At 40.6% G+C, this 16,499-nt stretch carries 13 protein-coding genes; 6 read left to right on the forward strand and 7 right to left on the reverse strand.

Going from position 1 to position 16,499, the window contains the following annotated elements; all coding sequences use genetic code 11:
* Positions 1–2: 2 nt before the first annotated feature.
* From H4O18_RS04695 to H4O18_RS04715, 6 genes are all read left to right on the forward strand, one after another.
* Entirely contained in the window at positions 3–1,163 is a 1,161-nt protein-coding gene (locus tag H4O18_RS04695; RefSeq protein WP_187581957.1) for a sialidase family protein, read from the forward strand.
* A gap of 80 nt (positions 1,164–1,243) precedes the next feature.
* Positions 1,244–2,461 (forward strand): exo-alpha-sialidase, encoded by a 1,218-nt coding sequence (locus H4O18_RS04700; RefSeq protein WP_222942336.1) that lies wholly within the window; start codon positions 1,244–1,246, stop codon positions 2,459–2,461.
* Positions 2,462–2,807: 346 nt separating this feature from the next.
* Positions 2,808–3,983, forward strand: a complete 1,176-nt coding sequence (locus tag H4O18_RS04705; RefSeq protein ID WP_187581958.1) for a sialidase family protein — start codon at positions 2,808–2,810, stop codon at positions 3,981–3,983.
* Positions 3,984–4,073: 90 nt separating this feature from the next.
* On the forward strand, positions 4,074–4,259 hold the full coding sequence (locus tag H4O18_RS21930; protein WP_222942337.1) for a hypothetical protein: 186 nt from the start codon (positions 4,074–4,076) through the stop codon (positions 4,257–4,259).
* A 343-nt stretch (positions 4,260–4,602) separates the two neighbouring features.
* Positions 4,603–6,087 (forward strand): sodium:solute symporter family protein, encoded by a 1,485-nt coding sequence (locus tag H4O18_RS04710; RefSeq protein WP_187581959.1) that lies wholly within the window; start codon positions 4,603–4,605, stop codon positions 6,085–6,087.
* Between the two features lie 213 nt (positions 6,088–6,300).
* Positions 6,301–7,317, forward strand: a complete 1,017-nt coding sequence (locus tag H4O18_RS04715) for a LacI family DNA-binding transcriptional regulator (RefSeq protein ID WP_187581960.1) — start codon at positions 6,301–6,303, stop codon at positions 7,315–7,317.
* A 112-nt stretch (positions 7,318–7,429) separates the two neighbouring features.
* On the opposite strand, the gene H4O18_RS04720 is transcribed toward H4O18_RS04715, so the two are convergent.
* The 7 genes from H4O18_RS04720 to H4O18_RS04750 form a co-directional block, all read right to left on the reverse strand.
* Complete coding sequence (locus H4O18_RS04720) at positions 7,430–8,587, reverse strand: alpha-hydroxy acid oxidase (RefSeq protein ID WP_103442637.1); 1,158 nt, start codon at positions 8,585–8,587, stop codon at positions 7,430–7,432.
* A gap of 93 nt (positions 8,588–8,680) precedes the next feature.
* Positions 8,681–9,958 (reverse strand): DUF6786 family protein, encoded by a 1,278-nt coding sequence (locus H4O18_RS04725; protein ID WP_222942338.1) that lies wholly within the window; start codon positions 9,956–9,958, stop codon positions 8,681–8,683.
* 29 nt (positions 9,959–9,987) lie between these two features.
* Positions 9,988–10,317 (reverse strand): L-rhamnose mutarotase, encoded by a 330-nt coding sequence (locus H4O18_RS04730; RefSeq protein WP_187581961.1) that lies wholly within the window; start codon positions 10,315–10,317, stop codon positions 9,988–9,990.
* 57 nt (positions 10,318–10,374) lie between these two features.
* Positions 10,375–11,685 carry an L-fucose:H+ symporter permease gene (gene fucP, locus H4O18_RS04735; protein WP_187581962.1) on the reverse strand — a complete coding sequence of 437 codons (1,311 nt, stop codon included), beginning with the start codon at positions 11,683–11,685 and terminating at the stop codon, positions 10,375–10,377.
* A gap of 57 nt (positions 11,686–11,742) precedes the next feature.
* Positions 11,743–12,525 carry an L-fucose dehydrogenase gene (locus H4O18_RS04740; protein WP_187581963.1) on the reverse strand — a complete coding sequence of 261 codons (783 nt, stop codon included), beginning with the start codon at positions 12,523–12,525 and terminating at the stop codon, positions 11,743–11,745.
* A gap of 20 nt (positions 12,526–12,545) precedes the next feature.
* Positions 12,546–14,921: an alpha-L-fucosidase gene (locus H4O18_RS22090; protein ID WP_246474004.1), complete on the reverse strand. Its 2,376-nt coding sequence runs from the start codon at positions 14,919–14,921 to the stop codon at positions 12,546–12,548.
* A gap of 5 nt (positions 14,922–14,926) precedes the next feature.
* Positions 14,927–16,486 carry a sulfatase gene (locus tag H4O18_RS04750; RefSeq protein WP_187581964.1) on the reverse strand — a complete coding sequence of 520 codons (1,560 nt, stop codon included), beginning with the start codon at positions 16,484–16,486 and terminating at the stop codon, positions 14,927–14,929.
* Positions 16,487–16,499: the final 13 nt, after the last annotated feature.

Here is a 16,499-nt window from a genome sequence, read left to right on the forward strand (position 1 = left end):
CCATGAAAAGCATTCACTATTTTCTAACAGTACTGACTTTAATCATTTTCTCCTGCAAGAACAAAACGGAGAAAACTGCAACAACAGAAGAACTTAAAAGCGGTAACGACATAACGGGTAATTTCACTTTGCCCCCATTGTCCCAACCAGGGCAAGGCGCCTACCTCAGTGGGGAATTGATATACCCTTTGGATAACAAACCCACCCCGGAATGCCATGCCTCCACCATAGTGGAAACACCCACTGGGCTTGTGAGTGCATTTTTTGCGGGTACCCATGAAAAAAACCCAGATGTTGGTATTAGGGTATCCCGAATGGTAGATGGCAAATGGACATGGCCGGAAGAAGTGGTCAATGGTGTACAAAATGATACTCTGCGCTATCCTCTTTGGAATCCAGTACTATTTCAGCCGGCAGAGGGTCCGCTGTTATTGTTCTATAAAGAAGGACCTGACCCTAGGACTTGGTGGGGAATGTTGATGACTTCTCCCGACGGTGGAAAAACATGGTCCAAGCCAGAAAAAATGGGAACCGACGAAAAAATAGGACACTTGTTGGGGCCAGTCAAAAACAAGCCCATTCAGCTGGCCGACGGAACCATAATCTCTCCCACAAGTACCGAGTATAAATTGGAAGATGGGGATGTAGATTGGATGGTGCACTTTGAAATAAGCAAGGACAATGGCAAGACTTGGGAGGTTGTAGGCCCAATTAACGACGGAAAGGAATTTGATGCTATTCAGCCCAGTATACTTACCTATCCCAATGGTAAAATGCAAGTTCTGTGTAGAACGAGACAAAATGTAATCTCTCAGAGTTGGTCCGAGGATCAAGGCCGAACCTGGAGCGAAATGACCGCTACCGAACTTCCAAACCCCAACTCGGGAACAGATGCTGTGACCCTAAAAGACAATAGGCAGTTACTTATATATAATCACACCACAAAAGAGGGAGAAGAGCCAAAGGGCAGAAATATGATTAATCTGGCCATATCCGATGACGGCATCAACTGGAAGCCCGTAATGACCTTGGAAAATGTACCGGCCGAATCAGGATATTCCTATCCCGCTATTATCCAGACTTCGGATGGGTTGGTTCATATCACTTATACCTACGTAAGGCAGTCCGTAAAACATGTAGTTATAGACCCAAAGCAGTTGTAGTCTGTAATTAGTAAATGGTCCAAAGAAATACTGTTACGATATTTATACTAGAGAACACTTATGACATCCAAAAGATAAGCATGGAGAAATATAAAATATTTAAAAAGCTACAGTCCGTTGTTGTCATGTTGTTGATGTTGCTTATACCAATTACATTCTTTGGATGTAAAGAGGATAAACCCGTAGATTATCCGAATCCGGTTTCCAATCCCACATCTAAATTAATGTTACATGGAGAATGGCTCCATGATCCGCATAAAATAGATTTTGATAAAATTCCTAAAATCCCAGTGGAGCACGCTCTGGTAAGTGATGTTACCCCAGATGGTGTTAACCAACACAATTATTTGGCCTACCATGACAATCGTTATTGGATAATGTGGAGCGATGGCCCAGGGGTTGAAGATAGGGTGGGTCAGGTAGTTAAATATTCCACCAGCACCGATGGCCTGCAATGGGAAAAACCAAAATTCCTAACCACATATCCTGAAGGCTCTGGCCCGGAATCGCCCAATTACAACACTAGAACAGATCAGGGCCTCAGGTGGATTTCGAGAGGTTTTTGGGAATACAAAGGTGAATTTTTGGCATTGGCCTCCTTGGATGAGGCTAAAGGCTTTTTTGGTCCAGCGCTGGCCCTCCATGCCTTTAAATGGAACAAAGAATCCGAATCATGGGAATACCATGGAGTAGTTATGGAAAATGCGATCAATAATTTTCCGCCCAAGAGATTACCTACTGGAGAGTGGTTAATGTCTCGCAGGTCCTTTGATTATGTTGAAAAGGGTGTCGATTTTATGGTGGGTGCAGAAGAGCGGTTTGATCAATGGGAAGTCTATCCTGTTTTTGGAACAAGTACACAACTGGAAGCGGAGGAACCCTATTGGTGGATCTTGCCCGACAATAAAAACCTGATGGCGCTATTTCGGGACAATCGTAAAAGTGGGTTTTTATATCGCTCCTTTTCAACGGACAATGGCCGCACCTGGAGTCCACCAGTACAAACCAACTTCCCCGATGCTCGATCCAAATTTCACGGCCTCCGGTTGCAAGATGGAAGATATGTCCTGGTCTCCAACTCCAATTATAAAAAAAGGGACCCTTTAACCTTGGCCATTAGCAATGATGGCTTGGTCTTTACCTCACTAGGCTATCTGGTAGGCGGAAGACACATAGATTACCCCCATGTATTGGAGCACGATGGACATTTATTGGTAGCCTTTGCTGGAGATGCCAAACAGAAAATAGAAGTAGTAAAAGTTAAGATTTCGGATTTGGACAATTTGAAGATGAAATAAACATTAAAGTTGATTGAAATACACCTAGGTAAAAAAAATAAATACGTTCTAGGACAACATTAAAAAACTTATTTAAGATGAGGAATATTGAGAACACTATATTGGCCTGTTTGTTTTAACTTTTTATTGTGGCTCAAGATGAAAAATTGAATATCGTATTTATTCTTGCAGATGACTTGTCGCAATTACATCAATGCCAAGGTCCTTAGCTATAACCTTTTATTTACACCAATAAAGTGGTAAGTTAAGACCAACACCTATTATTCACCTCATTTATGCTCGCCTAAAAGTTCAGCTCTAATAACAGAAAAATTTCCATTATAAACACTTTTAACAATTAACCAAAATGAAAAAAATTACATTAATTCTAATTTACCTTATTAGCAGTGTTTCCTTAACTGCCCAGCAATACGACGATTCAAAAGTGCCAGGAAAAGTCGTGGCCTATAGCCCTGCATCTTCAGGTAAATATATTGGCTCACCTAGCTTGGCGATTCTACCAAATGGGAATTATGTTGCTTCCCATGATTTTTTTGGACCTGAATCCAATGAACATGTGAGAGCAACTTCCAAAATTTACACGTCTAAAAATAAAGGTAAATCCTGGAACCAGATAGCCGAGATTGATGGCGCATTTTGGTCTAAGCTTTTTGTCAATCAAGGAAAGCTTTGGTTTTTAGGCACCGACAGACATCATGGAAATACACTTGTCAGACTTTCAGAAGATGGAGGGAACACCTGGACCAACCCAAGCAATGCTACAAACGGTCTAATCTTGGAAGGGGAATATCATTGTGCACCTATGGCAATCCTTAAGAATAATGGCAGAATATGGAGAGGTATGGAAAGTGCGATGGGCCCAATTAAAAAATGGGGAAAAAGATATGGCGCATTTATGCTTTCAGCTCCTATAGATTCCGATTTGTTAAGTGCCGATAGTTGGACTTCCAGTAACATTTTATATTATGATTCAACCTACCTTGATGGAAATTTTGGCGGCTGGTTAGAAGGTAATGCTGTGGTAGATAAGGATGGACAGATGTGGGATATATTGCGTGTTGATGATCGTTCCACATTAGAGGAAAAAGCAGCATTTATTAAAATTAGTGCTGATGGCAAGAATGCTTCTTTTGATATCAATTCTGGCTTTAAGGATTTCCCAGGGGGTAGCAAAAAATTTATCATCAAATACGATGAGCCTTCTGGACTGTATTGGACCTTAGCCAATATAATCCCTGAAGAGATAAAAAAGGATAATGAAGGCACAAATCCTGCCAAGATTAGAAATACCTTGGCATTATTTTCTTCCCCGGATTTAGTCCAATGGAATCAAAGAAAGGTGATTTTACAGCATCCCGATGTTTCAAATCATGGGTTTCAATATGTTGATTGGATGGTAAAAGGAAAGGATATCTTATTTCTTTCTAGAACAGCCTACGATGATGGTGTTGGCGGGGCTAATAATAATCATGATGCAAATTTCTTAACTTTTCATCGTATTAAGAAATTCAGAAAACATTAATAATCTATTGTTTTATGACATTATGTAAAGTTACTATAGGGAAATATATTCAGATAATTTTGTGTGCTTGTTGTTTTGCCTTAAAGGCAAATGGACAGTCAAAAAAGCCTAATATTTTTATTCATCTATACCGATGATCAGGCATATTGGACTGTGGGCATGTCCATTATCTCACTGGGTTATCTATTGGGAGGAAGACAATTAGATTACCCACCTGTATTAGAGCACGATGGACATTTACTGTTAGCATTTCAGGGGATGCCAAACAAAAAATAGAAGTGGTGAAGATTAGGTTTACGAAATTGGACAATTAGAGGATGAAGTAATAAATAATTTACATCCCAGCCCAACATTGTGCAGTATGTTAAAATTAAGTCCCTCTTACTAACATTCTTTCAAAATAAACCTACTTTCTTTTGATATTATGAAATAATTAATTATCATTGCTTAATCGATAAAGCAAAAAATGTGACGAAAACTTATATACAGGATATCGTCTTAACATTAAATGGCTTTGACGATATAATAAAATTCAGGATTTTACAATTAGCCAACATTTAAGTACCGTGAATGTCCTACTTTTAAAAAATATACCACAATACCTAAATAACCAATTACAATGAACAGTTTAGATCTAATTGTATTCTTCATTTACATAGGGGGAATAGCCCTTTTCGGAGGCTCATTTTTTAAAAAGAGTAGAACGTCCTCGTCCTATACCATGGGCAATAACGACATCCCGGGCTGGGTAGTTACCATGTCCATTTTTGCAACCTTCGTTAGTAGTATAAGTTATCTTGCCCTTCCAGGGAATGCCTATCAATCCAATTGGAACGCACTTGCTTTTAGCCTTTCCCTTCCTATTGCTTCCTTGATTGCGGTAAAATATTTTGTTCCGTTGTACAGAAAAATCAATAGTCCATCGGCCTATACGTATATGGAACAACGTTTTGGCGCCTGGGCTAGAATCTATGTGTCCCTTTGTTACCTATTAACCCAGTTAATGCGTATTGGAACCATACTCTACCTTTTGGCCCTGACCCTAAATGCAATAGTTGGTTGGGATATGGTAACCATAATAATATTTACCGGTCTGGTAGTATCTATATACTCCATGTTGGGCGGAATTACAGCGGTATTATGGACGGATGCCATTCAGGGGATAATCCTAATCGTTGGGGCCCTGGTCTGTGTTGGTTTTATTCTCTTTAATATGCCCGAAGGCCCTGGACAGGTTTTCGATATTGCTGCACAAAATGACAAATTTGGCCTTGGTAGTTTCAGCCTGAGCTTGTCCGAACCTACTTTCTGGGTAGTCTTGGTCTACGGTGTATTCATCAATCTGCAAAATTATGGTATAGACCAGAATTATGTTCAACGCTATATGGCCTCGAAATCTGACAAGGAAGCCCAAAAATCTGCATTGATAGGGGGATTGATCTATCTGCCCATTTCTGCTGTATTTCTTTTTATCGGCACCTCGCTTTTTGCCTATTACCATTCAGCGGCCACCCTACCAGTAGAGCTGCAGGATATAAATAAAGGTGACAGTGTTTTCCCATATTTTATAGTTAATGCCCTCCCTGCGGGAATCACAGGACTTATGATCGCTTCTATATTTGCGGCAGGAATGAGCACCATATCAACAAGTTTTAATAGTTCAGCAACCGTCTTTCTTACGGATTATTACAATAAATATTTTAAAAAGACCGCCTCAGATAAGGAAGGTATGCGAGTACTATATATTTCATCGGCAATCATAAGTGTTATTGGAATTGTTATTGCCATAGCCATGATCAACGTAAAAAGCGCCCTTGACGCTTGGTGGAAACTTTCCTCTATTTTTAGTGGAGGTATGTTGGGACTTTTACTTTTAGGACTGTTCTCTAAAACCAAAAATATTAAAGGTGCGCTTTTTGGGGTATTGGTAGGAATATTGATTATTATTTGGATGAGCCTATCAAGCACTATTTTCGGAGAGGATTCCGTTGGCGCTTCCTTCCATACTTATTTAACTATCGTATTTGGAACGGCTGCCATATTTATAGTGGGCTTCCTTATATCCATATTCAATAAAAAGACCGATGAAATCTATGAACATTAAGTAGATAAGTAGTTGATTTTGAATATCTGGATGGAAAAGGAACGTAAGGATTTTGTCATTACACCCCAAGATTTAGGCCAACAATGAATTTTGGCAAGAATTTCGTAATTTTGACAACTGGGTAACATCTACCTTAAAAATCTTTAACTCACAGATTACAAACAAGTTACATCCAAGGTTGTCGCAACCTAGTAATTTTAATCCAATACATACATGAAACCTAAAACATCATTAAAGGATATAGCAAAAATTGTGGGTGTTTCCATACCCCTGGTTTCATATGTATTGAGCAATAAAGGTAAGGAGAACAGGGTTTCCGAAAAGACCGCAAAAAAAATAAGGGAGGTAGCCAAAGAATTGAATTATCATCCCAATTGGAATGCAAGAAGCCTTAAAACCAATAAGACAAGATCTATTGGAGTTATTGTAGCCGATATTTCCAACCCGTTTTTCTCCAATTTGGCGAGAACCATAGAAGACGAGGCATTTTCACAGGATTATACGGTTATATTTGGGTCATCGGACGAAAAAGTGGAGAAATTCAACAAGGTTTTGGATTTTCTTAAAATGAGGCAGGTCGATGGTTTTATTATAGCGGCACCGGAGGGCTCCAAAGATATTATTGCCGAACTTACCAAGGCGGACATTCCCTTTGTATTGATCGACAGGTTCTTTAATGATCTTAATACCAATTACGTTACGGTAGACAATTTTAAGGCCTCTATGCAGGCAACCAATTATTTGTTGGGAAAAGGAAACAAAAAAATTGGAGCTGTACTTTACGAATCAACTCTACACCATTATCAGGAAAGACATCTAGGATATCTAGAAGCCCTTAAACAAGCGGGACTACCGGAGAATGCCGAATTCATAAAAAGGATTAATCACAGGTCCTTAAAAACGGAAATGAAAAGGGTGGTAAAAGAATTGGTGCAGGATGCCGGAGTGGATGCCATTTATTTTCACACAAACACCTTGGCAGAGGAAGGTTTAACCCAAATGTTGGCACTTGACAGAAAGATACTTAAGAAAATAAATGTTGTTGTATTCGATCAAAATTCATCCTATAATTTCCTGGAAGATCCAATCCCCTATCTACATCAACCTATAAAGAAAATTGGTCAAAAGGCATTGAGGATCCTCGTAGGACAGATAGAGGACCCAACCCAGGCCATTCAACAAATTTCATTTGAGACCCAACTGGAATCCAGCTCCTTAAAAACAGAATAAGCCGGATCAAAAATAAAAATATCTTCGATCCGACTTTCCATGAGTCCAAATATTGGATTGTAATGGCGTACTTAAAATAATCGGTGTAAATTTGGTATGAAGCCTGTTCCCATTAAATCAGATGGTTTGGAAAATCCTTAACCTCTTCACAGCAAATTTGTTCCATTACCTGTTGTAATTCTGTTTTTAAAAGTGATATGGTATGGTCCCCTCCTTTGGCACCCAATGCTGCCACTCCGTACATAAATGAACGCCCCATAAAGGTAAATTCGGCCCCACTGGCCATAGTCCTGGCAATATCCGGTCCTCCCCTTAAGCCGCTATCCATCATTACCTTTATTTGCTTTCCGTATTTTTCAGCGATTCTTGTCAAAGGTTTAATGGTAGATTCCCCTGCATCCAATTGTCTACCGCCATGATTGGAAACTATGATACCATCCAATCCCAATTTAATGGCGCTTTCAGCGTCGGCTTCGTTGGCAACCCCTTTGATCACCAATTTGCCCTTCCACATGTCCCTGATAGGTTTTATCTTCTCCTCATTCAACCTACCTGAAAAGGTCTGGTCCATGAATTTCCCCAATTGTGCCAAATCCAATCCTTTTGGCATATAAGGCTTAAGGGTTTCGAAATTGGGCTGTCCATATTTTAAGGTATTAAATGCCCAACTTGGCTTACCAAGTACCTGAAGTATATTCTTTACCGACATTTTGGGAGGCATAGCCAAGCCGTTTCTAATATCCCTTGGACGAAAACCAAAGGTGGGCACATCGCACAAAATAACCAATACCGGACATTCTGCAGCTTCTGCCCTTTTAATAATATCGTCCCTTACACTATCCTCGGTAGGATGATAAAGTTGAAACCAAGCCTTACCCTCTGTAATCTCACTAATGCGTTCAATACTACTGGTTGTCACTGTACTTAAAATAAACGGGATATTATGCTCAAAGGCAGATTTTGCCAAAATTTCCGGAGCGTTGGGCCACATAAGCCCTTGTAGGCCAACGGGAGCAATTCCAAAAGGTGCGTCGTAAACATGTCCGAAGAGCTCGGTCTTCATACTGGAACCTGTATGTTTACTCAAGTAATAAGGAAGAAGCTCTATATCGCGTATTTCGGCCGTGTTCTTATGTAGGTTTACATCTTCGTTACAACCCCCATCCAAATACTCAAAAGCAAACTGCGGAATCCTTTTTTTTGCTTTGTTTCTTAGATCAACAACGGAAGGATATTTAGTGTTGATCTTTATTTCTTTTTTATTCTCCATGGCATTTAATCTGCATTTGTTTTAAATATTACTCTCTTATGCACTCACCAACATGCTCAACCGTAAACTAAACTTGTTGTCCTGAGTCTATATTTATTGTTGTTCGGCTATTTCTTTAAGTGAAACTCCCAATATATTTCTAGCCAGTTTTTCCAAATCAGCGTCATCCCCTTCAAAATGAAAAGTTTGATGGACATGGGTACTCTTTTCGTCGGATTTAAGGTCCAGTGCAGGAGATGAACTTTCCAATTCATAAAAGGGACCTAACTGTCCGCCATCTTCAAGGGGACCATCATTATAGGCGTTTACCGCATCACCGGAATAGGGAAATTCCTGTAACTCCCACTGGGAATTAACATAATCTGTTACTCCTTCAGGAAGGCTGAATTTTGCAATGGTAAGCACTTTGTTCTTAGCATCATAACTTCCCAATACCGGCAGTGCCCTTTGTGGGGAAATACCAATCTTGCCGCGTTCCTTTCCATCCGCCTTGAAAAATAAAACGCTGTCATAAACCTGAAGTCGTTCTTTTGGAATCTTACCAAAATAATCGTCCGTTACCTTGTTGCCCAAATGCTCTACATCGCCTTTCTTAAAAGGAACAATTATAGTGGTCTCGTCCGAGGAATTGAACATGCTCAAAATCCAAATAGAGAGAAGGCCCGTTTTCTTGTCCCATCTTTCAGTCCCTAAATTGGTTATACTATTTTCGGAAGCAAAACCTACCATATTAACGGTTTCAGGAATACTGAGTCCAAGAATTTCGAAAGCATCTTCCTTATCCAAGAGTTTAATATTCCTTTGAACCTTCAAATCAAAAGTCGTCCCAGTATAATTCACCAGTTTCATTTCCCTCTCAAAAAAGGCCTGATTTTCATCGCTTTCCACAAAATTAAAGGCCTCGGTATCCAATTCCTTAGGGACATACCAATTGTTAAATTCAAACTTGGTATCTTTTTCGAAGTATAAGGAATTCTGCCCACCTTCCGGTCCCAACCAAAAACGCTCTTCACCACCAGTGGGATTAAAATGTTCCTTTTTTTCTCCTGATGCGATAAGATCATGATTGATCCAACCAAAGCTTTTTCCCTCATCTCCCTTGGCCGTACTCGTCATAACGCGACCCTGAAGTTCAGGAGAAATCAATATGCTGGACTCCCCATTTTCCAGAACTACCAAGTCTTTATAATGTTCCATCAAAAACTCCCTATCATACCCGAAAGAACCTTTGGCATAACCCTCCTTTTCTACCCCTACGACATTTGCGCTCTGCTCATTTTTTGTTTTACAACTTACAAGACATAGGAAACAACAGAGCATGACTGTTCCAACGATATTTTTAAACTCCAAAAAGTAAACTTTGCGTACCATCCTATGATCCTTATTTTCTTTATCCCTGGCTAAAGTTTAAAAACCCTCTCCATAAGTACCCATTTCTCTCCCGGCTTTGCAAAAGGCAATGATTGTTGAAATTTCCCCATTATTTCCTCCCACTTCTCATTTTCTGGGTACTTGGCATCGATTTTCGCCTTTTTTTCAAAGGAAAAGCTTTCATCGGCATCGATAATCATAAACATCCTGGTCTCCACCCGGTAGATTTCCATATCCTTTATACCGGATTCCCTAAGGCTTTGGAGAACCTCTGGCCAAACTTCCTTGTGGTAATCATCATATGCCTTGATCAACTCCGGATCATCCTTAAGATCTAATGCCAAACAATATCTTTTCATATCTTTTATTTATAGTTACTTATTAATTAGAGACATATAAAAGCCAAATGATTTGGCTTAGGCTGCCAGTTCATATTTTTTAAACACCCGCAATCCGTACCATGCAATGTAAACAAAACAAAGAGTAGGAAGGATAAAGGAAAAATTCACCTCTGTAGCCCCCATAATACGAATGTCGTTTACTGCATTACCTCCTGCATCAATGATCATTCCCTGTAATTTAGGCATTAAAGCCCCTCCTACAATGGCCATCACTAGTCCTGCAGCACCAATTTTGGATTCCTCCTCATTAAGTCCGTTAAGCGCAATTCCATAAATAGTAGGGAACATTAGGGACATAAAAAATGTAATCCCCACCAAAAAGTACAAGCCTATTATACCCTCAATATAAATAGTGCCCAAACAACACAGAGTTGCAAAAATGGCAAAGTACATCAATAGTTTTCCAGGGCTCATGAATCGTAACATATAGGTTCCAATGGCTCTACCCACCAAGAACAGGATAAAGGCCGCAAATTGGTAAGTGGCTGCATCCTCGCTAGACATCCCTATGGCCTCGGCATACTGATAAATATACGTCCAGCACATAATCTGTGCCCCCACATAAAAAATTTGAGCCACTACGCCCAGCACATATTTTTTGTTCTTTAACAAGCCGCTAAAGGTATCCCCCAAACTTGGGATACCACCTTCTCCCTTGGCCTGCGGCATTTTACTAATTACAATTAAAACAAAGACGGCCAAAATTACGAGTCCCAAAATAACATAAGGATCGCGAATAACCATTAAATCTGTTGTCCTGATCAAGGCTTTTTTGGCTTCATCCAAAGCAGCATAATCTGCGATATCATCTGACTGCAATTTTTTAAGTACAAATTGCTGTGCAACCAATAATCCCAACAATAATCCCACGGGATTGAAGGCCTGGGCCAAATTTAGACGTTGTGTAGCCGTTTCGGGAGCGCCCATAGCCAGAATATAGGGATTGGCAGTAGTTTCCAAAAAGGCCAAACCAAAAGTAAGGACGTAAAGCCCCAAACAGAAGAACCAGAACTGCTCGGTTATAGCAGCCGGATAAAATAATAGAGCCCCTCCAGCGTACAAGGCCAAACCAATTAATACGCCTACTTTATAGGAATATTTACGCACAAAAAGTGCGGCTGGCAGAGCCATACAGAAGTAGCCTCCATAAAATGCCATTTGTACCCAAGCAGCTTGGGAATTGGAGAGTTCCAATACCTTTTTAAAGGCTTGTACCATAGGATCGGTAACAGCATTGGCAAACCCCCAAAGAGCAAATAAGGAGGTGATTAAAATAAAGGGAATAAGTACCTTTTTAGATACTACTGGTGGTTTTTGGTCTTTCATTGGATTGTTGATTATTATATTATACTAAATATTTTTTTAAAATAATTATTTAAGGTTTTATGATATTGATCGGTCCAAATGGGTATAACCCCCATCCACAAAGAGCAATTGCCCGGTAGTGTGACTAGATCTATTGGAAAGCAAAAAGGCTACGGTACTGGCAATTTCCTCGGCCGTGGTCATTCTTTGTCCCAACGGAATCTTATCGGTGATACTCTTTAATTTTTCATCTGGATTGTCAAAAGTTTTGATCCATCGATCGTATAACGGGGTATAGCATTCAGCTACTATAACTGCATTTACCCGTATATTATATGGCAATAGCTCCACGGCCCATTCCCTTGTAATGGCATTGCGCCCTCCATTGGCAGCGGCATAGCCCGAAGTACCCCCTTGTCCCGTCACAGAGGTCTTAGAGCCTATATTTACTATAGACCCCTGGGTTTTCTTTAGTTCTGGCAAAGCATAATGGGCCATTAAATAATAGTGGGTAAGGTTACGATTAATAGACCTTAAAAAATCTTCATAATTCCCATTTTCAAGTCCAACTCCGTCATTGATACCGGCGTTATTGACCACACCATCAATCTTTCCATATTTTTCAACTGTACTTTCCACGGCTAACTTGCATTGCTCCGGATCTGTAAGTTCTGCCATTGCAAATGAAGCTTTTCCCCCACTTCTTTCGATATCCGCAACCACCTCCAACATACTTTTTTTATCCCTACCTATTATGACCGGGATAGCACCTTCAGCTGCCAATAGTTCGCTTATACCAAGACCGATTCCTTTAGACCCCCCTGTAACTAATATTATTTTATCCTTGAGTTGTAAATCCATTTTCTAATTATTTAACGGCCCTATTCCTCAACAAAATAGGCGCTCATATTCTTAATCTGTCCTAAACCGTCCGAATCTATAATTTTTATTCGTAATCTACTTAATTTTATAGCATCAAATTTTTCAATTCTTTTGTTGCCAATGCTCTCCCCACTTGCCAAGACATTCCAACGACCATTTGAATAACCTTCAATTTGATACTTCCTAATTCTTTCTCCCTTTGCAATATCCTCCTGAAGTATTACATGGTTTACTTCCATGGGTTTCTTCAATCTTAACTCCAACAATCTCCCTTCCCCATTTGTACTTGACAACGGATTCGCAAATCTTCTTTTTATCTCATCTCCCCACTCCTTTAAGCGCTGAACATCTGGCTCTGGAAGTACTCCTTCCGGGTCAGGGGTAAGCCCCATGATCAAAGTGGCGTTTCTTCCAACGGATTTATAGTACATATCCATTAAATTTTCCAAAGGAAATATGTGGGCCTCATCCCCTGGTTCCCAAAACCATTCATGCCGGCCATTATAGCCTCTCAAAGGAGCATCCGCCATTGCAGGCACCCAAAACTTACCCTTGACATCCCCTTCTTTCAGCAATTGAAAATTGTTATCGGCTATATTCCTTTTGGCACTTTCCCCAGCTCCAGTAGCCCTATAAGGAAAGGTAGACCAATTGGGATAGGCCACCGTTCCGGATTCGGAACCGCCCCAACGGGCTTCTGCCAATTGCCCATTATGATAGAACAAACAATTAGGTTGATACTGCCTTACAATGGGCAATACATCCGGGGCACCATTTTTTGGATGGTCCGCACCGCCATCGAACCAAATTTCGAACAGTTCCCCATAATTGGTACAAATTTCCTTGACCATTCCCTCTACCATCTTATTATACCATTGTTGTCGGTTCTTTTTAAAATCGCCTTCCCCATTTACCTTAAAATCATGAACGCCCAAAAACGAATTCCACCTGATTCCTATATAAATCCCTGGCTTAATGCCGTATTTTCTACATGAGGCCACAAAATCTGCCACTACATCCCCTTTCCCATCTTTCCAATTTAGAGCTTTAACACTGTATGGGTTTACCTTTGATTGAAACAACGCAAACCCCGTCTCATGGGTGGCCGTTAAAATGGCAAAATTGGCTCCGGCATCCTTGGCAGCCTTTACCCATTGATCGGTATCCAATTTTTCAGGATTAAAAATTTGATAGTCTTCTACTGGGTCGATTCTATTGTTACCCTGCCCATATTTAACCCCATCGAACACATGGAGGTCATAGTGAAATACTACACCAAGTTCTGCCTCCTGCCATGCCAATTGTCTTTTGTTGGGGACCGGGAATTCATTTTTGATTATGGGTATAAAGACGGTATAGGATTCATCCCCTTTCTTTACCGCTACGGACAACACTTTTGGCTGACCGTTCTCATGGTAAACAAAAGGACGTTCCATTCTGTCCGGGACGATGACAGTTCCATCTTCCAATAAAATTTCTTTATTTTTAAGAACAAACTCATTGGCCTTTTCCCAGTCGGTTCCATTTTCCGAAGTTACCAAGCCAATATAATTATGGGCATGAAAAACCCCATAGAATCGCTCTCGATTTTTATCATACCAAATAGACATATCTTCGGTATCCATATAATCTATAACGGGTTTCCCCTGAATGGTAAACGGTCCGTCCGGTTGTTCCCCAACCGCCACCGCCTGGTTCCTAATAAATCTCTTTTCGTTGGGCTTATCACCCTTTACAATTAAATAATACTTGCCATCCTTCCCCCTATCAATAGCTGGATTTACGGTAAGTGTGGTAATTGCGCCAGAGGGTTCCACCAAAGGCTTTTCGTTTCGAGACCAAGGTCCATTAAGCGAATTTGACACGGCCACCCCTGTACGCTGGTTGGGCCGTAAAATCTTCCAGTTAGGGTGGGTATAACCAGTTTTAGCAGTTTCGACCATTTCATCATCGGTATAACCTTTGCCTCCCATATTGGTAGCTATATAGTACAAATAGTATTTACCCTCAAAATATTTTATTTTTGGGTTATGTGCAGTTATGGCATCCCAGTTACCCTGACCACTGCCGCGGAGCACAGTCTCCTTATATTTCCATGGTCCGGCTGGACTTTTACTTGTTGCGTGGGCAATTTCGGAGTGCGTAAGCCATCCATTAAAACCGTATTCTTTTTTCCATCGGGAATAAAATAGATGGTATTTTCCTTCCCTTTCCTTAATGATGGAACTTCCCCAATTATAGTAACCTTCTGTTTTAAAAATATTATCTCCCGACACCTGACCGAAATTATCGAATAGGTATAAATCGTCCTCCCCATTTTGGGCAAAACCCAAGACAAGACCAAAAAAACAAAGTAAGAGCAATCTTAGTTTCATGTATTTTACATATTGCGGGAATTCAAAACCTCATCCGGATAGGCGACCTGATCCCCAGTAACTTTTTGTGAGGGTATCTGGGCCTCAACTTTTCGTAAATAATCCGATAATATCTTTGCCAACTCCAATGTTTTTACCGGCTGTTCATTTACCAAATTTTTGGTTTCCCCTATATCCTCCTTGATATTAAACAACTCCATTCTTCCGTCTATATAGTAATATATAAATTTCCAGTCGCCCACCCGGGTACTACTGGAAGCTCCAATTCCGGGACCTGATGGACCCCATTCGTTGGGATAATGCCAAAATAAAGGGCGTTCACCTTGAGCAATACTTCCTGAAAGCACAGGTACAAAACTAATTCCGTCTACCGGCTGCACAGTTGTATAGTTCTTAACGCCTGCCATTTCCAAAATGGATGGGTAGAAATCTTCGATAATAACTTGTTGGTCAGTAATAGAATTAGGTGCTGTTTTTCCTGGCCATTTTACCAACATAGGCTCTCTAATCCCACCTTCATGGGCGGAACCCTTACCGCTGCTCAAGGGTTTGTTATGGGTGTGTTTTTCCCCTCCCCTGGCCACAGCACTAAGACCACCATTGTCTGACATGAATAGGATAATGGTATTGTCCGAAAGATTTTTTTCATCCAAATAGTCCATAATATCACCCAAGCTCTTATCCATCCCTTCAACCAATGATGCATATTTTGCCTCTGTGGAATCCAGACCTTTGTCGTAGTATTTTTGAACAAACCTACTATCTGCCATAATTGGGGTATGGACTGCGTAGTGAGCCATATACAAAAAGAAGGGTTGGTTTTTCTCCAAGGCGGAATCCATGGCCAATTTTGCCTCTCGGGTAATGGCTTCGGTTAAAAATATATCCTTGCCATGGTATTTTTCCAATCCAGGCACTGCCCATACTTCCTTACCCTGTTTACCATTTCCAAAATTTTCGGCACCCAAATAACTACCTGGAGCTCCTGCAGCATGTCCGGCTATATTTACATCAAAGCCAAGCTTTAACGGGTCTGCCCCTGGGGTGCCAATAGCTCCCAAATGGGCTTTACCGGAATGTATGGTATAGTACCCCGCATCCTTCAACAATTGCGGCAAGGGAGTGGCATGCACAGCTTTTTCAGTACTGGCAACCGGACTTAACCCATTTACGTTCCATTCGGGAAATTGGAGTGTCTTATGGTTGGTTTCCATAGGTTGCAATTTGTCTTTATGCAAGGTCCAGTTGGTAACCCTATGCCTTGCTGCATTCATCCCAGTCATAAGACTAACACGGGTTGGTGAACATACCGCAGTTGCGTATGCCAGAGTAAATTTCATGCCCTCTTTTGCCAAACGCTCCATATTTGGGGTTTGGTAAAGATCATTATAAGCGGTTCTTTGGCTCCAAAAAGGTACAGATGTATCTTGCCACCCCATGTCATCCACGAAAAATAGCACAATATTTGGCGTTTGGGCTTCATTGGACTTTGAGGATACCCCCTTGTCCTTACATCCTAATGTTAGGAGGCCAATGCCTAAACACCACAATAAATATTTTTTCATCTGTTTAATTTTT

Origin of the sequence: Arenibacter arenosicollis (assembly GCF_014397245.1) — a bacterium.
Lineage (GTDB): Bacteria > Bacteroidota > Bacteroidia > Flavobacteriales > Flavobacteriaceae > Arenibacter > Arenibacter arenosicollis.

Coding starts and splice junctions, on each gene's coding strand:
- H4O18_RS04695 (WP_187581957.1), top strand. CDS start 3: ATGAAAAGCATTCACTATTTTCTAACAGTACTGACTTTAATCATTTTC.
- H4O18_RS04700 (WP_222942336.1), top strand. CDS start 1,244: ATGGAGAAATATAAAATATTTAAAAAGCTACAGTCCGTTGTTGTCATG.
- H4O18_RS04705 (WP_187581958.1), top strand. CDS start 2,808: ATGAAAAAAATTACATTAATTCTAATTTACCTTATTAGCAGTGTTTCC.
- H4O18_RS21930 (WP_222942337.1), top strand. CDS start 4,074: ATGGACAGTCAAAAAAGCCTAATATTTTTATTCATCTATACCGATGAT.
- H4O18_RS04710 (WP_187581959.1), top strand. CDS start 4,603: ATGAACAGTTTAGATCTAATTGTATTCTTCATTTACATAGGGGGAATA.
- H4O18_RS04715 (WP_187581960.1), top strand. CDS start 6,301: ATGAAACCTAAAACATCATTAAAGGATATAGCAAAAATTGTGGGTGTT.
- H4O18_RS04720 (WP_103442637.1), bottom strand. CDS start 8,587: ATGGAGAATAAAAAAGAAATAAAGATCAACACTAAATATCCTTCCGTT.
- H4O18_RS04725 (WP_222942338.1), bottom strand. CDS start 9,958: ATGGTACGCAAAGTTTACTTTTTGGAGTTTAAAAATATCGTTGGAACA.
- H4O18_RS04730 (WP_187581961.1), bottom strand. CDS start 10,317: ATGAAAAGATATTGTTTGGCATTAGATCTTAAGGATGATCCGGAGTTG.
- fucP (WP_187581962.1), bottom strand. CDS start 11,685: ATGAAAGACCAAAAACCACCAGTAGTATCTAAAAAGGTACTTATTCCC.
- H4O18_RS04740 (WP_187581963.1), bottom strand. CDS start 12,525: ATGGATTTACAACTCAAGGATAAAATAATATTAGTTACAGGGGGGTCT.
- H4O18_RS22090 (WP_246474004.1), bottom strand. CDS start 14,921: ATGAAACTAAGATTGCTCTTACTTTGTTTTTTTGGTCTTGTCTTGGGT.
- H4O18_RS04750 (WP_187581964.1), bottom strand. CDS start 16,486: ATGAAAAAATATTTATTGTGGTGTTTAGGCATTGGCCTCCTAACATTA.